This is a genomic window from Janthinobacterium sp. BJB304, assembly GCF_002735765.1.
In the GTDB taxonomy this organism is placed as follows: domain Bacteria; phylum Pseudomonadota; class Gammaproteobacteria; order Burkholderiales; family Burkholderiaceae_D; genus Janthinobacterium.
In genome coordinates this window covers 101,192-119,210 of record NZ_PDZN01000010.1, presented here as the reverse complement: position 1 = coordinate 119,210, position 18,019 = coordinate 101,192, and the positions used below count along the sequence as shown (strand labels likewise).

Annotated in this window: 16 protein-coding genes; 6 read left to right on the top strand and 10 right to left on the bottom strand. The window is 63.4% G+C overall.

Annotated elements, in window-relative coordinates; translation table 11 throughout:
• Positions 1-137: 137 nt before the first annotated feature.
• Together CSQ95_RS13965 and CSQ95_RS13960 are read right to left on the bottom strand one after the other, a co-directional pair.
• Positions 138-605: a GNAT family N-acetyltransferase gene (locus tag CSQ95_RS13965; RefSeq protein WP_099409940.1), complete on the bottom strand. Its 468-nt coding sequence runs from the start codon at positions 603-605 to the stop codon at positions 138-140.
• Positions 606-638: 33 nt separating this feature from the next.
• A complete protein-coding gene (locus CSQ95_RS13960) occupies positions 639-1,298 on the bottom strand; it encodes a hypothetical protein (RefSeq protein ID WP_099409939.1) in 660 nt (219 codons plus the stop codon).
• A gap of 153 nt (positions 1,299-1,451) precedes the next feature.
• Here CSQ95_RS13960 and CSQ95_RS13955 point away from each other — a divergent pair, with 153 nt between their 5' ends.
• Positions 1,452-2,108, top strand: coding sequence for a tetratricopeptide repeat protein (locus CSQ95_RS13955; RefSeq protein WP_180279054.1), 657 nt, complete (start codon positions 1,452-1,454; stop codon positions 2,106-2,108).
• Here CSQ95_RS13955 and CSQ95_RS13950 read toward each other — a convergent pair.
• The 7 genes from CSQ95_RS13950 to CSQ95_RS13920 form a co-directional block, all read right to left on the bottom strand.
• Positions 2,095-3,075, bottom strand: coding sequence for a ribonuclease Z (locus tag CSQ95_RS13950; protein ID WP_099409937.1), 981 nt, complete (start codon positions 3,073-3,075; stop codon positions 2,095-2,097). The genes CSQ95_RS13955 and CSQ95_RS13950 overlap by 14 nt on opposite strands.
• 46 nt (positions 3,076-3,121) lie before the next feature.
• A complete protein-coding gene (locus CSQ95_RS13945; RefSeq protein WP_099409936.1) occupies positions 3,122-4,615 on the bottom strand; it encodes an amidohydrolase family protein in 1,494 nt (497 codons plus the stop codon).
• Positions 4,616-4,789: 174 nt separating this feature from the next.
• Positions 4,790-5,626, bottom strand: coding sequence for a formate dehydrogenase accessory sulfurtransferase FdhD (gene fdhD / locus CSQ95_RS13940; RefSeq protein WP_099409935.1), 837 nt, complete (start codon positions 5,624-5,626; stop codon positions 4,790-4,792).
• A gap of 14 nt (positions 5,627-5,640) precedes the next feature.
• A complete protein-coding gene (locus CSQ95_RS13935; protein WP_099409934.1) occupies positions 5,641-6,561 on the bottom strand; it encodes a bestrophin family protein in 921 nt (306 codons plus the stop codon).
• 13 nt (positions 6,562-6,574) lie between these two features.
• Positions 6,575-7,555 (bottom strand): cytochrome d ubiquinol oxidase subunit II, encoded by a 981-nt coding sequence (locus CSQ95_RS13930; RefSeq protein WP_099409933.1) that lies wholly within the window; start codon positions 7,553-7,555, stop codon positions 6,575-6,577.
• Positions 7,556-7,585: 30 nt separating this feature from the next.
• Positions 7,586-8,965: a cytochrome ubiquinol oxidase subunit I gene (locus CSQ95_RS13925; protein ID WP_099409932.1), complete on the bottom strand. Its 1,380-nt coding sequence runs from the start codon at positions 8,963-8,965 to the stop codon at positions 7,586-7,588.
• A gap of 13 nt (positions 8,966-8,978) precedes the next feature.
• Positions 8,979-11,291, bottom strand: coding sequence for an FdhF/YdeP family oxidoreductase (locus CSQ95_RS13920; RefSeq protein ID WP_099409931.1), 2,313 nt, complete (start codon positions 11,289-11,291; stop codon positions 8,979-8,981).
• Positions 11,292-11,488: 197 nt separating this feature from the next.
• Between CSQ95_RS13920 and CSQ95_RS13915 the strand changes: the two genes are divergently transcribed.
• Together CSQ95_RS13915 and moaA are read left to right on the top strand one after the other, a co-directional pair.
• Positions 11,489-11,764 (top strand): helix-turn-helix domain-containing protein, encoded by a 276-nt coding sequence (locus CSQ95_RS13915; RefSeq protein ID WP_099409930.1) that lies wholly within the window; start codon positions 11,489-11,491, stop codon positions 11,762-11,764.
• 104 nt (positions 11,765-11,868) lie between these two features.
• Complete coding sequence (moaA, locus tag CSQ95_RS13910; RefSeq protein ID WP_099409929.1) at positions 11,869-12,957, top strand: GTP 3',8-cyclase MoaA; 1,089 nt, start codon at positions 11,869-11,871, stop codon at positions 12,955-12,957.
• Between the two features lie 5 nt (positions 12,958-12,962).
• On the opposite strand, the gene CSQ95_RS13905 is transcribed toward moaA, so the two are convergent.
• Positions 12,963-14,387 (bottom strand): PLP-dependent aminotransferase family protein, encoded by a 1,425-nt coding sequence (locus CSQ95_RS13905; protein ID WP_070224879.1) that lies wholly within the window; start codon positions 14,385-14,387, stop codon positions 12,963-12,965.
• A 155-nt stretch (positions 14,388-14,542) separates the two neighbouring features.
• Between CSQ95_RS13905 and CSQ95_RS13900 the strand changes: the two genes are divergently transcribed.
• From CSQ95_RS13900 to msbA, 3 genes are all read left to right on the top strand, one after another.
• Positions 14,543-15,505: a Dyp-type peroxidase gene (locus CSQ95_RS13900; protein ID WP_180279053.1), complete on the top strand. Its 963-nt coding sequence runs from the start codon at positions 14,543-14,545 to the stop codon at positions 15,503-15,505.
• 45 nt (positions 15,506-15,550) lie between these two features.
• Positions 15,551-15,934: a hypothetical protein gene (locus CSQ95_RS13895; RefSeq protein WP_143449971.1), complete on the top strand. Its 384-nt coding sequence runs from the start codon at positions 15,551-15,553 to the stop codon at positions 15,932-15,934.
• A gap of 107 nt (positions 15,935-16,041) precedes the next feature.
• Positions 16,042-17,877 carry a lipid A export permease/ATP-binding protein MsbA gene (gene msbA, locus CSQ95_RS13890; RefSeq protein WP_099409926.1) on the top strand — a complete coding sequence of 612 codons (1,836 nt, stop codon included), beginning with the start codon at positions 16,042-16,044 and terminating at the stop codon, positions 17,875-17,877.
• Positions 17,878-18,019: the final 142 nt, after the last annotated feature.

The following is an 18,019-nucleotide window of genomic DNA, read 5'->3' as shown; positions in this document are numbered from 1 at the left end:
GTTTTTTTGATAACGGTGGCGTGGCTGTCGCCAATACGCGAAATCGTCATGCTCGACAGCACGAGTGGCGGCGGGAAATACGATGGAGCTGCGCATGACAGGGGACGACGAAAGCGCTGCGACGGCGTCCCTTGCTGTCAGTTGAGCACGAACTCCAGCACGTCGTCGCCATACTTGTCCGTCTCGCCCGTCGCCGTCCAGCCCAGGTAGCGGTAAAAGCCGTAGGAGCGCGAGGCGGGGTCGCTGGAGCAGCCGAGGAACAGCCGCTGGTGGCCCTGCGCGCGCAGCTCGGCCATCACCAGTTCCAGCAAGGTCTTGCCGATGCCTAAGCCTTCGAATTCCGGCAGCAGCGCCAGGACGATGATTTCGCCCGTGTCGCGCTCGCCAAAGCAGTAGCCGGCCAGCTGGCCGTCGTGATGGCAGACCTGGCCGGGCAGGCTGCCCGAGCGCATCATATCGGCCCAGGTGTCGGCCGTGATGCCCACTTCCGCCAGGCGTTCTTTGGAAACGGCGTTTTGCCGCGTCTTGCCGCGCAAGGCGATGAAGGCCGCGGTATCTTCCGCCCTGGCTGCATGGAAAGTAATTGATGTTGAATGTGTCGTCATGTGTAAGTGAATTATTCGATGGTATTGAAGGATTTACTCCCAGGATTTGCGCATGGATTGCGCATGGCGCTGCCAGTCAACGACGTTGGTATGTTCGATGGCTTGCTGGCCTGGATTGCCGCTATCGATCTTTTCATCCTTGACGATGACCAGGTCGTTTTTATCGTTCAATCCATATTCCCGGTAGCGCTCGCAATCCTGTGCGCGCCGGGCGACGGTGATTAACTTGTTAGCCTGCCACTTATAGCTGTCTTCATAAAAGCATTGCGCCGCGCAGCCGCAATTGGCGATGCCGCCTTCGATTCTTTGCTCGGCGATGCTGATATCGAAATTCGGAATGGCCGATAAGGGTTTGTTGAAACTGTATTGTTTTGCTTGCGCATCCCACAGCCACACGTCGGAACAGCGGATGCGCCCCTGGCTATCCGTATAGCCAGTGACCCACAGGTCGGCATGGCCGTCGAAATTCATGTCGGCCAGCAGCGCGTGCAAATTGCCCGTGCCGCTGCTGCTGCAACTGCCAGTCATCCACTGCTTGCCGATTTTCAGCTGGTAGGTTTGTTTTTCATCGTGATTGACATAGCGGATATCGGCCGCTTGCCGTACTTTTCCTGTCGCGGCTTTGTCCAGATGCAAGGTGCCGCCATAAGCCGACGTGGCAATCAGGGATAAAAGCAGAACAATCAATTTCATGGCGTTATTCTTCGGGCACAATGCCCCGATTGCATCAGGTGGAGAATGATCATAACGCAGGATCTGGGCAATGCGCCACACCATACCCTATCGTGCATTCTGCCTGCAACAGTGCTGTGTACAATGCCAAAAATCCCCGAACAAGGAATCTTCATGACTGTTTCCAGTGCATCTTTTAATGAAGCGGGCATCCTCGCTTATAACGACGGCAATTACGCCGAGGCCTTTAAACAATTCGATGCCGCGGCATACACTGGCGATCCCGCCGGCCAGCATTTATTGGCCAGCCTGTATTACCAGGGCCATGGCGTGACGCAAGACTTGCCGAAAGCGGTGGAATTGTTCACGGCGGCCGCGCAGGCGGGCTTTCCCCCGTCGCTGGCCAACCTGGCCCTGATGTATGCAAGCGGCGACGGCGTCGCGCAAGACATGGCGCAATCGCTCGCGTACGGACGCCAGGCGGCCGAGGCGGGCGATGGCCAGTCGCAATTCAACCTGGCGCAGGCCTACCGCAAGGGTATTGATGTACTGCAAGACTACGCCGAGGCGGCCTTCTGGTACAAGCAGGCGGCCGAAGCCGGTTCCCTGTCGGCGCAGAACGAATACGGCTTGCTGTACGCGCAAGGGCAGGGCGTGGAGCTCGATTACGTGCAGGCGTACGCATGGATCGCCATGCCGGCCGAGGCGGGCAGCACGCAATCGATCAAGAACCGCGACCAGTTGCTGGAGATCCTCACGCCGTCACAGCAGCAGGCGGCGCGCGCGCTGGCGGCCGAGTATGCGGCGCAATACGGCGTCAATCCCCACTGAACGACGATTTCGCCGGCACCTTGGTCAGCACGCCCGCCGCATCGAGTTCATAGCTGTCGAAATCGCGCGCCAGGAACAGTTCACCCGAGTAATGCAGCCGTGCTTCCGCTTCCAGCTCGGCCATGCCTTCCGCATTGTGATAGCGGGCGCTGAAGTGCGTGAGGATCAGATTCGGCAAGTGCACCGCTTCGGCAAACTGCGCCACGCGCTGCACGGAACTGTGCGTGGGGCCGGGTCCCACTTTTTGCAGCATGGCTTCCGTGTAGGTGGCTTCATGCACGAGTAGTTGCGCATCGGCACAGGCGTCCGTCAGCAAGGACGGCGTGTCGTTGTCGCCGCCGATCACCACGGTGGCGCGCTGCGTTTCCGTCTGGCGGAAAGCGGCGGCGCGCAAGACCGTGCCATCGTCGAGCAGCGCATCCTGGCCCGCCTGCAATAGCCCCCAGGCGGGACCGGGCGGCGCGCCGGCCGCCTGCAGGGCCGTCTTGTCCAGTTTCCATCTGCTTGTTTCCAGCGCAAAACGATACGCGACGCTCGGTGCGCGGTGCGACAGCGCGTGGCGCGAGACGGTCAAGCCCGCTGCTGCATGCACGACTGGCGCGCTGTCCACGTCGATGTGGATTAGCGGGTACGTCAAAAACAGTTCCGTGTGCAGCAGGGTCGCGTCGATCCAGGCCTTGATGGCGGCCGGGGCGATCAGCAGCAAGGGTTTCTTGCGCCCCGTCATCGAGGCGCTGGCCAGCAGGCCCGGCAGCCCATAGCTGTGGTCGCCATGCACGTGGGTGATGCAGATGCCCACCAGGTCGTGCACGGACAAGGGCAGGCGCTGCAGCCGGTGCTGTGCGGCTTCGCCGCAATCGATCATCCACCAGTCGCGGTTGTGCGTGGTTTGCAGGGCCAGCGACGTGACGTTGCGGTGGCGCGTGGGCACGCCGGAAGACGTGCCGAGAAAAGTCAGTTTGAACATGGGCGCATTATGCGGCAAGCCACCGCCGTTGCCAACGCGCCCGCCTTCAGCTTGCCAGCGGCGCGCTCAATTTGTCCTTGTAGATGCGCCCGTTCTTCATGATCAGCAGCAGGTTTTCTTCCGGCTGGGCGAGGAAATCGAGATTCTTCGCGGGGTCGCCATCGGCCACCAGCAAGTCGGCCAGCGCGCCTGCCGCCAGCTTGCCCAAGGCGCCCGGGTAGGGCGAGCGCTGGCCGGACAGGGCCAGCAGTTCGCCATTCTGCCCCGTCGCCTGCGCCAGCAAGGTAAGGGGATCGTAAAAGCGCGTGAGCTTGGCCAGCTGGCGGCCCTGCGTGGGCGTGTTTTTCGCGTTGAACAGGATATCCGTGCCCCAGCCCGTTTTGATGCCGTACTTTTGCGCCAGCGCATACGCTTGTATCGTACCTTCCGAGACGATGGCCTGGCTGGCCTTGCGCGCCGCGTCGGGATACACGTTTGCATCCGCGTCTTGCAGGAAAGGTTGCAGGCTCCACCACGTGCCCGTGTCGCGCATCATGCGCGCGGATTCGTCGTCGGCCAGCTGGCCGTGCTCGATGCTGCGCACGCCCGCGCGGATGGCGCGCTGGATGCCTTTCGGCGTGTAGACGTGGGTCATCACATACGTGCCCCAGTCGGCGGCCGCTTCCACGCCGGCGCGCAGTTCGCGTTCCGAATACTGCGTGCTGTCGAGCGGATCGTACATGGAGGCGACGCCGCCGCCGGCCATCATCTTGATCTGCGTCGCGCCCAGCATCAGCTGCTCGCGCACGCGGCGCAGCACTTCCGCTTCGCCGTCGGCGATCATGGCCATGCCCGCCGTTTCCGCCATGCCCAGCGGCGCGTTGGCCGCGCGCGGGATATCGGAACGCATGCGGAAGTCGCCATGGCCCGAGGTTTGCGAAATCATGGCGCCCGACGGGAAGATGCGCGGACCGTCGACGATGCCTTCATCGATGGCGCGTTGTAATGCAAACGCGGGGCCGCCGGGATCGCGCACGGACGTGAACCCCCGCAGCAGGGTGCGCCGCGCTTCCTGCGCCGCCACCAGATATAAATAGCCGACGTCGGACGTCATGGCCGTCACCTGGTTGATGGCGGCCAGCATGGTGTGCCAGTGGGCGTCGATCAGGCCCGGCATCACCAGCTTGCCCTGGCAATCGATCACTTGCGCGCCTTCGACTTTCTCGCCGGCCGGCAGCAGGGCGGCAATCGTCGCCCCCGTCACCAGCACGTGGATGCCTGCGCGGGGCGCCTTGCCCGTGCCGTCGAACAGGCGCAGATTGGTCAGCAACAGGGGGCGGTCGGATGCTTGCGGCTGCTGGGCAATAGCATTGCTGGTGGACAAGCCGATGAAGGGCGCCAGCATGGCGGCCGCGCCGCCGAGAAATTGCCGGCGCCGCATGTCCGCCATCACCCGCTGGTGCAGGATGGTGAAGACGGTGCCGCCGCAGTCGCAGGCGCGCGGCTTCAAGTCGCCCGTTTGCCAGGTGTCTGCCAGATGCTGCTCGTGTGCCAGGGCCATCGCGCCATCCTTTCATTGCTGCCGCGCCAGGAGCGTGACAGCAGATAAAGTTAATAATTAGTAACCATTGCCATTGAATGCCCGCAGCGGCGGCAAGTCAAGCGTGCACTTGCTTTGCGGAAAAAAATGTAGCATCGGCTTGCCAAACGGTACGCTTGCCCCGTGTTTCCTCCGTCACGACGGCGGCGCGTCGCCGGCCGTATAGTCGACGAAACCGTCGCGGCGGCAAAAGCTGGCCAGCTGCATGCCGGCCTGGCGCGCGATGCGGATGGCCAGCGAGGTGGGCGCCGAGATGGTGGCGACGAGCCCGATATGCATGCGCGCCGACTTGCGCACCAGTTCATAGCTGGCGCGGCTGGACAGGAAGACGAAGCCGTCGTGCATGGCGATGCGGTGTAGCGCCAGGTAGCCGATCAGTTTATCGAGGCCGTTATGCCGGCCCACGTCCTCGAACACTTTTACCACCGCACCCTCGGCCGTGCACCAGGCGGCCGCATGCACGCCGCCCGTCTTGTGCATCAGCTCCTGGTACGGCAGCAGCTCGCGCGCGGCGCGCCCGAGGATGGCGCTGCTGGCCACCAGCGGCGGCAGGGGCCGCGTAATCTTTTCCGGCACCAGGTCTAGCAGGGCCAGGCTTTCGATGCCGCACACGCCGCAGCCCGTGCGCCCCGTCAACGCGCGGCGGCGGGCCTTGAGCTTGATCAAATCGGGCTGCGCGATGGTCAGCCGTACTTCCGCACTGTCCGCGCTGCAGCACACGTCGAGGTCGTAGATGTCGCGCACGCTGCCGACGATGCCCTCCGTCAAGGTGAAGCCGACGGCGAATTCCTCGAGGTCGCGCGGCGTGGCCATCATCACCGCGTGGGCGATGCCGTTGTAGACGAGGGCCACCGGATATTCCTCGGCCACCATGTCGTGGCCCGCCGTGGCCACGCCCCCTTGGTGGCGCACCATGGGCACTTTTAGGAAACCGTCGCGTTCGATGGTGGTGATGTCGATGTCGCATTCCATGATTTTTCCTCCGGTTAATCGATCAGATAGCGGGGGCAGGGCCGTATCGAGGGCGGCAGCGGGTCGCCGTTCAATTCCAGCAGCGAGCGTTCCGTTTCGCGCGTCATGGCGTTCAGGGCCAGGCAGTTGGGCGCCAGGCCGAACGGTTCGGCGATCTGCTGCGCGATGGCTTCCAGCGCGAACAGGGTGTAGGCAACGAAGACGGAAATGAGGGGCGTGGCCACGCCGATGGCGTCCACCAGGCCCAACGGCAGTAAAAAACAATACATATAGACGGTGCGGTGCACGAGCACGCCATACGGATACGGAATCGGCGTGTTCTTGATGCGCTCGCAGCCGGCCACGGTGGCGGCCAGATCGTTGAGCTGCGTGTCGAGCATCCACAGCAGTTGCGTCTGGCCCGGCTGGCGCTGCACGGCCTCGTGCAGTATGGCGCGCACCGAATGGAGCACGGCGACGGGCTTGAAGTTGACGCCCTGCAAGCGCTGCACGTCCTCGGCCGGCAGGTAGCGCGCCAGGTCTTGCTGCGGGTCCGTCTGGCGCAGCTGATGCTTGAGCGCGTAGACGAAGGCGATCAGGCGGCGCAGCAGCAACTGGTGGTCCAGGCCGCTCGTTTCCTGCGGCAAATACGTGAGCGCCTGCGAAGCGAGGGCGCGCGCGGCGATCAGCAATTGCCCCCAGATATGCCGCGCCTCGACAAAGCGGGCATAGCTGGCGTTGTTGCGAAAGCCGAGAAAGATCGCCAGGCTGATGCCGACCATGGGGAACGGCGCCGTATCGAGCGGAATCTTGACGCCGAAGATGCGGCCGTCCGTCAGCAGGGCCAGCGAACTGACGACCAGCATCAGCAGCAGTTGCGGGATGATGGCTTGCAGCACCGAGCCGTTCCAGACGAACAGCATGCGAAACCAGTTGGTGGTAGGCCGAATGATCATGATCTGATGCCGATCAATGCTTGCGGGGCACGACTTTGCCCTCGAAGACGTAATATTGGAACAGGTTGTAGCCGATCATGATCGGCAGCATGGAGCCCATGCCGATCAGCATGAAGATCAACGTCGGCTCATCGGACGCGGCCGCCGCGATGCTCAGCTTGCCCGGGACGAGATCGGGGAAGAAGCTGATGGCCAGGCCCGCGAACGACGCCAAAAACAGCACGATGGCGCCGCGGAAGGGGCCACGCACGCCGTTCACGTGCACGGCCCACAGGATGTAAATAAACGCGCTGGCGGCGACGGCGGCCAGGGCCAGCAGCACGCCGAACACGCCCGGCTGCGCCCAGCGGTCGTGGCCGATGGCGCTGAAGACCATGGTGCCGGCAGACAGCACGATGGCGGCCGCGACTGTTGCCAGCACGCTGGTGGTCGCGTAGCGGCGCGCCGCCGCTTCCAGCTGGCCGCCCGTCTTCTTGATCAGGTAAGTACTGCCGAGCAGGCAATAGCCGGCCACCACGCCCAGCGCCGTGCAGGCCGTGAAGACCGCACTCAGCGGGCCCGGCTGCAAGCCCGTGATGACCTTGCCCAGCACCACGCCCTGCGCCACGGCGGCCAGCAGGCTGCCCACGCCGAAGACCAGGTCCCACAGGCGCTTGTTGCCGGCCGCATGGCGGAACTCGATCGAGGCGCCGCGCATGATCAGGCTGGCGATCAGCAGCATGATGGGAATGTACAATTGTTCCAGCAGGGTGGCGTAGGCGCTGGGAAAGGCGCCGAACAGGGCGCCGCCCACCACCACCAGCCAGGTTTCATTGGCGTCCCACACATGCTCGATCGACTGGAAGATCAGGTTGCGTTCCTGCTCGCGGCGCGTGAACAGGCTGAGGATGCCCACGCCCAGGTCGAAGCCGTCCGTGACCACGTAAAACACCAGCATCAGGCCGATCAGGCCGAACCAGGCATTGCCCAGCATGGCATGCGAATTGATATCCATTACATACTCCTTGATTGATGGGGGCGCATTTCAATACCCCGCGGCATGGGCGGCGTCCGGCAGGGGCAGCGCCACGTCCGGGCCTTGTTGCAGCCATTTCCTGGCAAATACAAAGAAAGTGACGAACAGCACGATGTAAAACACATAGAACATCAGCATGCTGCCGGCCACAGCGTGGGCCGCCACGTCGGAAACGGCGTCGCGCGTGCGCAGCAGGCCGTACACGATCCATGGCTGGCGTCCCACTTCGCGCACGATCCAGCCGCATTCGACGGCGATATACGGCAGCGGTATCGTCAGCACCCAGGCCAGCAGCAGCTTGCGGTTGCGCACGAACTCCTGCACCCGCCCACCCACCTTGCGCCAGGCCACAAAGGTCCAGAACGCCAGCAGCACGAACCATATGCCGATGCCGGCCATGGCGCGAAACGCGTAGTACAGCAGCGGCAGCGCGGGCGGCTGGTCTGCGCGGGCGATGTCGGCCAGGCCCGTGATCTTGCCCGTGGCGCTATGCGTGGCGATCACGCTGAGCATGCCGGGCACTTCGAGCGACCAGTCGTTCTTCTGCTCCGTCTGGTTGGGCCAGGCCAGCAGGGACCAGGCCGCCCCTTCGCCATCGGGGTTCGTGTGCCAGTGGCCTTCGATGGCTGCGCCCTTGGCGGGCTGGGTCTTGAAGACGTCGACGCCGCTCGAATCACCGAGCCACACTTGCAACGGTGCGATGACCAGCAACAGCATCAGCGCCAGCTTGAACGAGCGGGCGAAGAAGGCCGGTTCGCGGCGCTTGAACATATACCAGGCGGAAATGCCGGCGATGACGATCAAGCCCGTTTCCACGGCGGCCACCCACATGTGGCCCACGGCCCAGGCCATGTCGGGATTGAAGATGGCGGCCACGTAATCGGTGACGATGATCTTGCCATCAAGCACGCGCACGCCGGCCGGCGTCTGCATCCAGGAATTGGCGACCATGATCCAGAACGAGGAAATGCTGGAACCGAGCGCCACCATGCCGGTGGCAAACAGGTGCACGCCCTTCGGTACGCGGCCCCAGCCGAACATCATGACGCCGATGAAACCCGCTTCCAGCATGAAGGCCATGGCGCCCTCGAAGCCGAGGATGTTGCCGATGAACTGGCCCGAATGGTGCGAGAACGGCGCCCAGTTGGTGCCGAACTGGAATTCCAGGGGAATCCCGCTGACGACGCCGACGGCAAAGTTGAGCACCAGCAGCTTGCTCCAGAAGCGCGCGTGGCGGTAGTAGACGGGGTCGCTGGTGCGCAGCCACAGCGCCTCGACGACGAACAGGAACAGCGACAGGCTGATCGTCAATATGGGCCACAGGATGTGGAAGATGGCCGTCATCGCAAATTGCGCGCGCGACAGGTCCAGGGTATCGAAACCGAACATGGCGTTCTCCTGATCAGCTGAGGGCGGCCGACGGCGCCAGCAGCACGGGGATGGATTTGAAGGTCGGCGTGCGCGAGCCTTCGCCCACGCTGCCCAGCGGCACCAGCGGATTGGTTTCCGGGTAGTAGGCCCCAATGCAGCCGCGCGGAATGTCGTACTCGACCAGCAGGAAGCGGTCGGCGCGGCGTTCGATGCCGTCATGCCACACGCCGATCAGGTCGACCCAGTCGCCGGCCGCAAAACCCAGCATGGCCAGGTCGTCCTTGTTGATGAAGACGACGCGGCGCTGGCCGAACACGCCCCGGTAGCGGTCGTCCATGGCGTAGATCGTCGTGTTGTACTGGTCGTGTGAACGCGTGGTCATCAGCACCATCAGGCGCTCGCCATATTGCTGGCGCGCGCGGTGGATCGGCGTATCGCGTTCCACGGCGTTGACGAGGAATTGCGCCTTGCCGCTTGCCGTCTTCCACACCCGTTCGCGCGAGGCGATTTCCAGGTGGAAGCCGCCCGGCTTGGCCACGCGCAAGTTGTAGTCGAAAAAATCGTCAAAGACTTGCTCGATGGAATCGCGCAGCAGCGCATAGTTGCCGGAATAGCGCAGCCAGTCGATCTTCTCGCTACCGATTGTCGCTTGCGCCATGCCGGCCACGATGGCGATTTCCGAGCGCAGATTGGGCGAGGCGGGCTGGTTCATGCCGAACGAGATGTGCACCATGCTCATCGAGTCTTCCACCGTCACGCCCTGCGCCACGCCTTGCTGCACGTCGATCTCCGTGCGTCCCAGGGTGGGCAGGATCAGCGCATCCTTGCCGTGCACGAGATGGCTGCGGTTGAGCTTGGTGGCGATGTGGACCGTCAGGTCGCACGAGCGCAGCGCATCCCAGGTGCGCGGCGTGTCCGGCGTGGCCATCGAGAAATTGCCACCGAGGGCGACAAACACTTTCACCTTTTTCTCCAGCATGGCCTCGATCGTGCCGACGGCGTCGTAGCCGTGGTGGCGCGGCGGTTCAAAACCGAAGACCAGGCCCAGGCGGTCGAGGAATTCCTTGGTCGGCTGTTCCTCGATGCCCATGGTGCGGTCGCCCTGCACGTTCGAGTGGCCGCGCACGGGGCACAGACCCGCGCCGCGCTTACCGATATTGCCGCGCATCATCATCAAGTTCGACAGGATTTGCACGGTGGCCAGCGAATTCTTGTGCTGCGTCACGCCCATGCCCCAGGTGGCGATGACGGCCTTGCCTTTGATATAGATCTGCGTCAACTCTTCGATCTTGTCGCGCGCCACGCCCGATTCGGCCAGCAGCAAGTCCCAGCTTTCCGCGCGCAGGTCGGCGGCGAAGGCGTCGAAGCCGCTCGTGTGTTCGGCGATGAAGGCGCAGTCGAGCACGCGCTCCTGGCCGTGGGCGACGGCGTCATCATCGAGCTCGACGACGCGCTTGGCCATGGCCTTGATCAGCGCGAAGTCGCCGCCCAGGGTGGGGCAGATGAACAGCGAACAGATGTTCGTGCTGCCGCCCGTCAGCATTTCCAGCGGATGCTGCGGGCTGGTGAAACGCTCCAGGCCCCGTTCGTGCAGCGGGTTGATGGAAACGATGGTGGCGCCGCGGCGCGACGCTTCGCGCAATTCGCCCAGCATGCGCGGGTGGTTGGTGGCCGGGTTCTGGCCGAACAGCAGCAGGGTGTCCGCATGCTCGAAGTCGTCCAGCAGCACTGTGCCCTTGCCGATACCCACCGTTTCCGGCAAGCCGCGGCTGGTCGCTTCGTGGCACAGGTTGGAACAGTCGGGGAAGTTATTCGTGCCGTAGGCGCGCACGAACAGCTGATACAAAAAGGCCGCTTCGTTGCTGGCGCGGCCAGATGTGTAGAAGGCGGCCTGGTTCGGGTCGTCCAGCGCGTGCAAATGGTGCGCCACGAGGGCGAACGCATCGTCCCAGGCTATCGCCTGGTATTTGTCGCTGGCCGCGTCGTACACCATGGGGTCCGTCAGGCGGCCATGTTGTTCCAGATCATAGTCCGACTGCTCCATCAATTCCGTGACCGTGTGCTCCTGGAAAAACTCGGGACGCACGCGCTTGCTCGTCGATTCGGCGGCCACGGCCTTGACGCCGTTTTCGCAGAATTCAAACGTCGACGCGTGTTCGCGGTCGGGCCAGGCGCAGCCGGGACAGTCGAAGCCGTCGGGCTGGTTTTGCTCGAACAGCGAACGGTAATTGCCCGCGCTGACTTTTTCCTTGAACAGATTGATGGCCACGTACTTGAGTGCTCCCCAACCGGCCGCGGCATGGGTATAGGGCGCGATGCGCGCGTCGGACTTTGGCTTGCTCATGATGACTCTCCTGGTGATATGCGATGGGACAATCACATGGTAGGGGCGGCGGACCGCGCCGTAGGCGCACAGTTCCGGACAAAAAAACAGAGTACAGATGGGCATGCGCCGATTTGCATCGCACCCGCCATGCCGCTGACTTATGATGCAAACGAGGGAAGTGCATTGCGCATTTCCAGCCTTCAACGAGGAACAATATGCAACAGAAAGAAGGAATCGACGCGGCACTGATAGCGCTGCTGGCGCTGCTGTGGCAGGCGCGCCAGGAGGCGCCCGATAAACCGTGGTCGCTGGCCAAACTGGCCAAGCGGGCAGGGGTACAGATGAGCACTTTGTTGCGCCAGCTCAATGCGCTGTCCAGCGCGGGACTGGTGAACGTGACGACGGCGGAGAGCGGTGGCGGCAGCGCACTGCTCAGCGAAGCGGGGGCGCAGCTGTGCGCCAGCGTGTTCGCGCCGCCGCCGGCAGAGTAAAGCCGCATCTGTACTCTATCGCCCGGCGCCGGACTGTACCTGCTGGCCTGGCCCCATTCGCCCTATGCTACGTCCTGACGAATGCACATCAAGGGGGAAGCACAATGAACACCATCCTGTATCCGCAGCCAGCACTCCGGCAGCCAGGCCATATCGCGCCGTGCGTGGACATGCTGGGCCGTCCCCTGACGGACTTGCGCATTTCCGTCATCGACCAGTGCAACTTCCGCTGCACCTATTGCATGCCGGCCGAGCTGTACCCCAGCGATTACCCGTTTCTGCCATCGAGCGAGCGCCTGTCTTTCGACCAGATCGAGACGATGGCGCGCGCCTTCGTGCGCCTGGGCGTGGATAAAATCCGCATCACGGGCGGCGAACCGCTGCTGCGCAAGAACCTGGAACAGCTGATCGAGATGCTGGCGAGACTCACCACGCCGGACGGGCGCGCCGTGAGCATCGCGCTGACGACGAATGGCAGCTTGCTGGCGGCCAAGGCGCGCTCGCTGAAGGAGGCGGGCCTGGACCGGGTCACCGTCAGCCTCGACAGTCTGGATAATGGCATCTTCCAGCGCATGAACGGCGTCGACTTTCCCGTCGAGAAAGTGCTGCACGGGATTGAGGTAGCGCAAGCCGTGGGCTTGCATCCCGTGAAGGTCAACATGGTCGTGCAGAAAGGCGTCAACGACAGCCAGATCGTGCCGCTGGCGCGCCACTTCCGCCACACGGGCGTGATCCTGCGCCTGATCGAATTCATGGACGTGGGCGGCATCGGCGCCTGGTCGCGCACGCACGTCGTCACGTCGGACGCGGCGCGCGCGCTGATCGCGGCAGAATTTCCCCTTGTATCGCTGGGCGAAGGCAAGCCGATCTCGCATGAAACGGCCAGCCGCTACAGTTACCTCGATGGCGGCGGCGAAGTGGGTTTCATTTCCAGCGTGTCGCAGCCGTTCTGCGGCGACTGCAGCCGCGTGCGCGTCTCGTCCGATGGCAAGCTGTTTACCTGCCTGTTCGCCCACGACGGCCTCGACCTGCGGCCCCATCTGGATACCGAGCAAGGGCTGGAAACCGTGCTGCGCCGGCACTGGCAACGCCGTGGCGACCGCTACTCGGAAGTGCGCGGCGCGCTGGCCCAGGCCGGCGGCGCCCAGCGCAAGCAGTATCCCACCGTGCGCATGTCGCTGGTGGGCGGGTGAATGGTCTACAAAAATTCGGTGATCAGTTTGCCGAGCAGAATAATGGCTTGCTCGACCTCCACGCTCCACGGATAGCTGTAGTTGAGGCGGATGCAATGCTTGTAAGCCTGGCTGACGGAAAACATGCGCCCCGGACCCACCGTGATCCGGCATTCCAGTGCGCGCCGGTACAGCTGCATGGAGTCCACGTTGCCCGGCAGTTCCACCCACAGCACGTAGCCGCCCTGCGGTTGCGAGACTTTGGTGCCGGCGGGAAAGAAGCGCAGCACGGCGGCGGCCATGATGCGCGCCTGCTGGGCGTAGGCCTTGCGGGTGCGGCGCAGATGCTGTTCGTAGCCATCGTTCTGCAGGTATTCGGCGATGGCCAGTTGCGGAAACGAGGACGTGGCCAGGGTGTTGAGGAACTTGAGTTCCTCCACCTTGCCCCGGTAGCGCCCGGCCAGCGCCCAGCCCACGCGCTGGGCCGAGCTGAGGCTCTTGGAAAACGAGGAACAGTGCAGCACCAGGCCCTTGCGGTCGTACGACTTGAGCGAGGACGGGTGGGCGTCGCCGTAATACAGCTCGTTGTAGACGCCGTTTTCGATGGCGGGCACGTCGTGCTGTTCCAGCAGCTGATACAGCGCGCGCTTGCGCTGGTCGGACATCTGGAAGCCCAGGGGATTCTGGAAGTTCGGCATCACCATGACGGCGGCGATCGGTTGCCGGGCCATGATGTCGGCCAGCGCTTCGATGCTGATGCCGTCGTACGGATCGGTGGAGATTTCCACCACCTTCATGCCCAGCCGTTCTACGGCCATCAGCATGGCATAGAAGGTGGGCGACTCGACGGCGATGGTGTCGCCCGGCCTGGCCACGGCTTGCAGGCACAGGTTGATCGCTTCCGTGGCGCCCACGGTGACGATGATTTCGTCGGGATCGACGGCCAGGCCGTTTTCCATGTAGCGGCGGGCGATTTCGCGGATCAGCTGCGGGTTGCCCGGCGGCAGGTCGTCCGTCATGTTCCACTCGCGGTTGCGGCGCGCCACGGCGCCCGCGTATTGGTTGATGCGTTCCCAGGGAAACAGCGAAGGGTCGGGGTAGGGCGAGCCCAGCGGGATGGCGTCGTGCAAGCCGATCGAGCGCAGGGTCGACAGCACCAGGCGGCTGACGTGCACTTCGGCAGGCACGGTGCTTGGCTGGGAGGCTTGCATGCACAGGTCGGCCGGCTGTGCATCGCCGTCGGCGCGAGGCCGCACGAAGTAGCCGGACTGGGGCCGGCTTTCGATCACGCCCATGCTTTCCAGCTTGACGTAGGCGCGCAGCACCGTGGTGATGCTCAGCTTGTGCTGCTGGCTGGTCTGGCGCACGGAGGGTATGCGTTCGCCGGGCAAGAGCACGCCCTTGGTCACCAGTTGCTCGATGTCGCTGACGAGCTTTTCATACAATTTCATTGGTATCCATTCTTGAATCTTGCTCTACGTCATTGCATTATCGTCCAATTCATGACGACCTATAGTTACAGTTATCGCATGTTGCCTAAATGAAACTCCCAGGCTGCACTTCTGGTTTAATATTCATAGAGAAAACTAAAAGAGGAACATCTGTCATGGCAATTCCACAAAGCATGCTGTCTGTCGTCGCGCGCGACGAAGTGCATTTGCAGTTCAATGTGAAGGCCGGCGTTAAACCGGAGCAGCTGTTCAGGGTGTTGGGCAAACTGTGGGAATCCCAGGTCACGGGCATCCTGGATCCCACCCTGAACCGCCACCATCAGTTAACAGGCGGCACGGCCAATGTGGTGCTGGGATTCAAGCCCGAGCTGTGGCGCGCCGCTTGCCCCGGCTGCGTGCCGGACAACATGGCATCGTTCGCGCAAGACCTCGTGGGCGCCAATGGCAAGACGGCGCCGGCCACCCAGCACGATTTCTGGGTCTGGATCACGCAATCGAACGCGGCCACCCTGTACGACAGCATGCGCACGACGCTCACCTTGCTGAGCCCTTACGCCGATCTGGCCAGCGAGCAGGTGTGTTTTCCGTATCACAATAACGTGACCTTCGACGGCTTTGCCGACGGCGTCGCGAATCCGAATCCGTTCCGCGCCAACGGCGTGGCCATCATCCCGGACGGCGAGGCGGGCGCGGGCGGCTCCACCGTGCTGCTGCAGAAATGGCGCATGGACGTGGAGCGCCTGCGCGCCTTGCCCGTGCACGCGGCGGAGCAGGTGTGGGGCCGCACCAAGGCCGGCAGCCACGAATTGTCGCCGCTGCCCGTCGATTCTCACGTGGGCCGCAACCAGTTTATCCGCGATGGCGAGGAAGTCGACATCGTGCGCCGCAATGCCAATTACGCCAATGCGACCGAGGCGGGCGTCATGTTTGTCGGTTTCTGCAAGGACATCACCGTGACCATGGGCATGCTGCGGCAAATGTACGGCGTAGGCTATGATGGCGTCACCAAGACGGACAGGCTGCTGGATTTTTCCACGGCGCTGTCGTCGGCGATCTATTTCGTGCCCAGCATCGACGCCTTGCTGGCCGTGGGTATTTCGCCGGCGGATCCCGGCTAAGGGCCGCCCCGGCGGCCCCTATTTTTACTTAACTAGGAGTTTTCCATGCGTATTCGTCCCGCCACACTGCTGTCCACCCTGATAATGGGCAGCGCCGTCTTCAGCGCTTCCGCTTCCGCCGTCGGCCTGGGTTTCCTGGCCGATACGCCGATGGCTTACCTGAACAAGAACGACAAGCCCGTCTTCGTGAAAGCCGTCACCGACGTGCTCAACGACAAGAAGGATGGCGAAACCGTGCAATGGAGCAATGAAGGCTTGCGCAATTCCGTGCGCATCGCCGCCGACATCACGGCCAGCGACACGGAAAAGACGGACGTGCAAACGTGCCGCAAGGTGCAGGTGGGCTTGAACGCCAAGGGCCAGGAACAGACCCTCAAGCTGAAAGTCTGCAAGGCTGGCACGGCCGCGTGGAAAGTGGCGAAGAGCTGATCGTCCGTGTTTTCCTTGCCGGTCCTGCGCCGGCAAGGTGACGACTTTCTCATAGGTGAGTCTGGCAGCGGTTAGAATCACGTTTTACCCTTACTTTTCTCACCTGCATGCAGCAAAGTCGCCTCCTGTTCTTCCGCCTGGCCGGCCAGTTTCGCCGCTATGGCGCCATCGTTGCCGCCACTTTGCTGGCCGTGGGCGTGGCGTCCGCCACCGATGTGTTGTTAATCCGCCAGTTGCAAAACGTCGTCGACGCCATGCGCACGACGGCCAGCACGCAGGTCGCGCCCGTGTCCGGCGTGATGGGCATGCTGCAGGGCTGGGTTGATCGTTTCTTGCCGGCACAGGCGGGACAGGTGGATCTGTGGGTGATTCCCGCCACCATCCTGGGCCTGGCCGTGCTGCGCATGGTGTCGAGCTTTGCCGGCGATTACGGTTCCGTCTGGCTATCGAGCCGGGTGCAGGCCGATTTGCGCGAAAAGATGTTCGCCACCATCATGCGCCTGCCCAGCCGCTTCTTCGATACCACCACCACCAGCCTGACGCAGTCGCGCGTGGCCTTCGACGCCAGCCAGGTGTCGCAGGCGGGCTTGAACGTGCTCAACGTGATGGTGCGCGATTCCGTCGCCACCATCGGCTACCTGATTCTGCTGTTCAGTATCGACGTGAAACTGGCCCTGTTCTGCATGGCATCGATGCCCATCGTCGCCATCGTCGTGACCCTGGCGGGACGGCGCATGCGCCACCTGAGCAAGAGTTCGCAGCAGGCCGTGGGCGAGCTGACGTCCGTGCTGGACGAAAGCATCGGCGGCCAGCGCGTGGTGAAAATCTTCGGCGGGCAAGACTATGAACAGGCGCGCTTCGGCAACGTCGTCAAGCGCAACCGCCAGCTGGCCGTCAAGCACGCGGCCACCTCGGCCATGAATTCCGGCTTCATCATGATGCTCGTCGGCATTACCCTGTCGTCCGTGATCTATTTCGCCATGCTGCGCGCGCAAAGCGGCGCCATCACGCCGGGCGCTTTTGTTGCCTTCATGGGCGCGCTGATGGCCATGCAGTCGCCGATCAAGAACCTGACCAAGATCAATGAGCCGCTGCAGCGGGGCCTGGCTGCGGCCGAGTCCGTCTTCGGTTTGATCGACACGCCGCTGGAACCGGACCCGGGCACCATCGCCCCGGCCACCGTGCAAGGCAATCTGTCTCTGCAGAACGTGCACTTCCGCTACAACAGCGACGATCCCGATGCGCCCACGGCCTTGAGCGATATCACGCTCGACATCCGCGCCGGCGAAACGGTGGCCCTGGTGGGCGGCTCCGGCGGCGGCAAGACGACCTTGCTGGGCTTGCTGCCGCGTTTCTATGACGTCAGCGGCGGCCGGATACTGCTCGACGGCGTCGACGTGCGCGACTACGCCTTGCTGGCCCTGCGGCGCCAGTTCGCCCTCGTCAGCCAGGATGTGATCCTGTTCAACGACACGATGGCGGCGAATATCGCGTATGGCGACCCGGCGCCGGACATGGCCCGCATCGAAGCGTCGGCGCGCGCCGCGTATGCGCACGACTTCATCATGCAGCTGCCGCAAGGCTACGCGACCCAGGCGGGCCAGAACGGTTCGCGCCTGTCGGGCGGGCAACGCCAGCGCCTGGCCATCGCGCGCGCCCTGTACAAGGATGCGCCGATCCTGCTGCTCGATGAAGCGACCAGCGCGCTGGACACGGAGTCGGAGCGCTCCGTGCAGGCGGCGCTGGAAGTGCTGATGCGCAACCGCACCACCATCGTCATCGCCCACCGCTTATCCACCATCGAAAGCGCCGACCGCATCGTCGTCATGCAGGGCGGCCGCCTGGTCGAGTCGGGCAGCCATGCCGCCTTGCTGCAGCAGGGCGGCGCGTATGCACGGCTGCATGCGAGCCAGTTGTCGCCTGTCAAGGATGGCATGGGCTGATGTGTGGCGCGCTTGCCGCGCCAGCGCATGTCCCCGGACCGGGGCCGGACCAGCAGGTCTGGTCCCGGTTTTTTATTGTTGGGGCGGCAATCGTGCCCATGGCGAACGGCGCTTGCCTTTATGATAGTGGCCGCAAAGCAAC

Excerpts from the sequence above, each read along its gene's own strand:
- CSQ95_RS13950 (WP_099409937.1), bottom strand. The coding sequence starts at position 3,075 with ATGTTCAAACTGACTTTTCTCGGCACGTCTTCCGGCGTGCCCACGCGC.
- CSQ95_RS13955 (WP_180279054.1), top strand. The coding sequence starts at position 1,452 with ATGACTGTTTCCAGTGCATCTTTTAATGAAGCGGGCATCCTCGCTTAT.
- CSQ95_RS13935 (WP_099409934.1), bottom strand. The coding sequence starts at position 6,561 with ATGATCATTCGGCCTACCACCAACTGGTTTCGCATGCTGTTCGTCTGG.
- CSQ95_RS13915 (WP_099409930.1), top strand. The coding sequence starts at position 11,489 with ATGCAACAGAAAGAAGGAATCGACGCGGCACTGATAGCGCTGCTGGCG.
- CSQ95_RS13930 (WP_099409933.1), bottom strand. The coding sequence starts at position 7,555 with ATGGATATCAATTCGCATGCCATGCTGGGCAATGCCTGGTTCGGCCTG.
- CSQ95_RS13920 (WP_099409931.1), bottom strand. The coding sequence starts at position 11,291 with ATGAGCAAGCCAAAGTCCGACGCGCGCATCGCGCCCTATACCCATGCC.
- moaA (WP_099409929.1), top strand. The coding sequence starts at position 11,869 with ATGAACACCATCCTGTATCCGCAGCCAGCACTCCGGCAGCCAGGCCAT.
- CSQ95_RS13895 (WP_143449971.1), top strand. The coding sequence starts at position 15,551 with ATGCGTATTCGTCCCGCCACACTGCTGTCCACCCTGATAATGGGCAGC.
- CSQ95_RS13960 (WP_099409939.1), bottom strand. The coding sequence starts at position 1,298 with ATGAAATTGATTGTTCTGCTTTTATCCCTGATTGCCACGTCGGCTTAT.
- CSQ95_RS13965 (WP_099409940.1), bottom strand. The coding sequence starts at position 605 with ATGACGACACATTCAACATCAATTACTTTCCATGCAGCCAGGGCGGAA.
- fdhD (WP_099409935.1), bottom strand. The coding sequence starts at position 5,626 with ATGGAATGCGACATCGACATCACCACCATCGAACGCGACGGTTTCCTA.
- CSQ95_RS13925 (WP_099409932.1), bottom strand. The coding sequence starts at position 8,965 with ATGTTCGGTTTCGATACCCTGGACCTGTCGCGCGCGCAATTTGCGATG.
- CSQ95_RS13905 (WP_070224879.1), bottom strand. The coding sequence starts at position 14,387 with ATGAAATTGTATGAAAAGCTCGTCAGCGACATCGAGCAACTGGTGACC.
- CSQ95_RS13945 (WP_099409936.1), bottom strand. The coding sequence starts at position 4,615 with ATGGCCCTGGCACACGAGCAGCATCTGGCAGACACCTGGCAAACGGGC.
- msbA (WP_099409926.1), top strand. The coding sequence starts at position 16,042 with ATGCAGCAAAGTCGCCTCCTGTTCTTCCGCCTGGCCGGCCAGTTTCGC.
- CSQ95_RS13900 (WP_180279053.1), top strand. The coding sequence starts at position 14,543 with ATGGCAATTCCACAAAGCATGCTGTCTGTCGTCGCGCGCGACGAAGTG.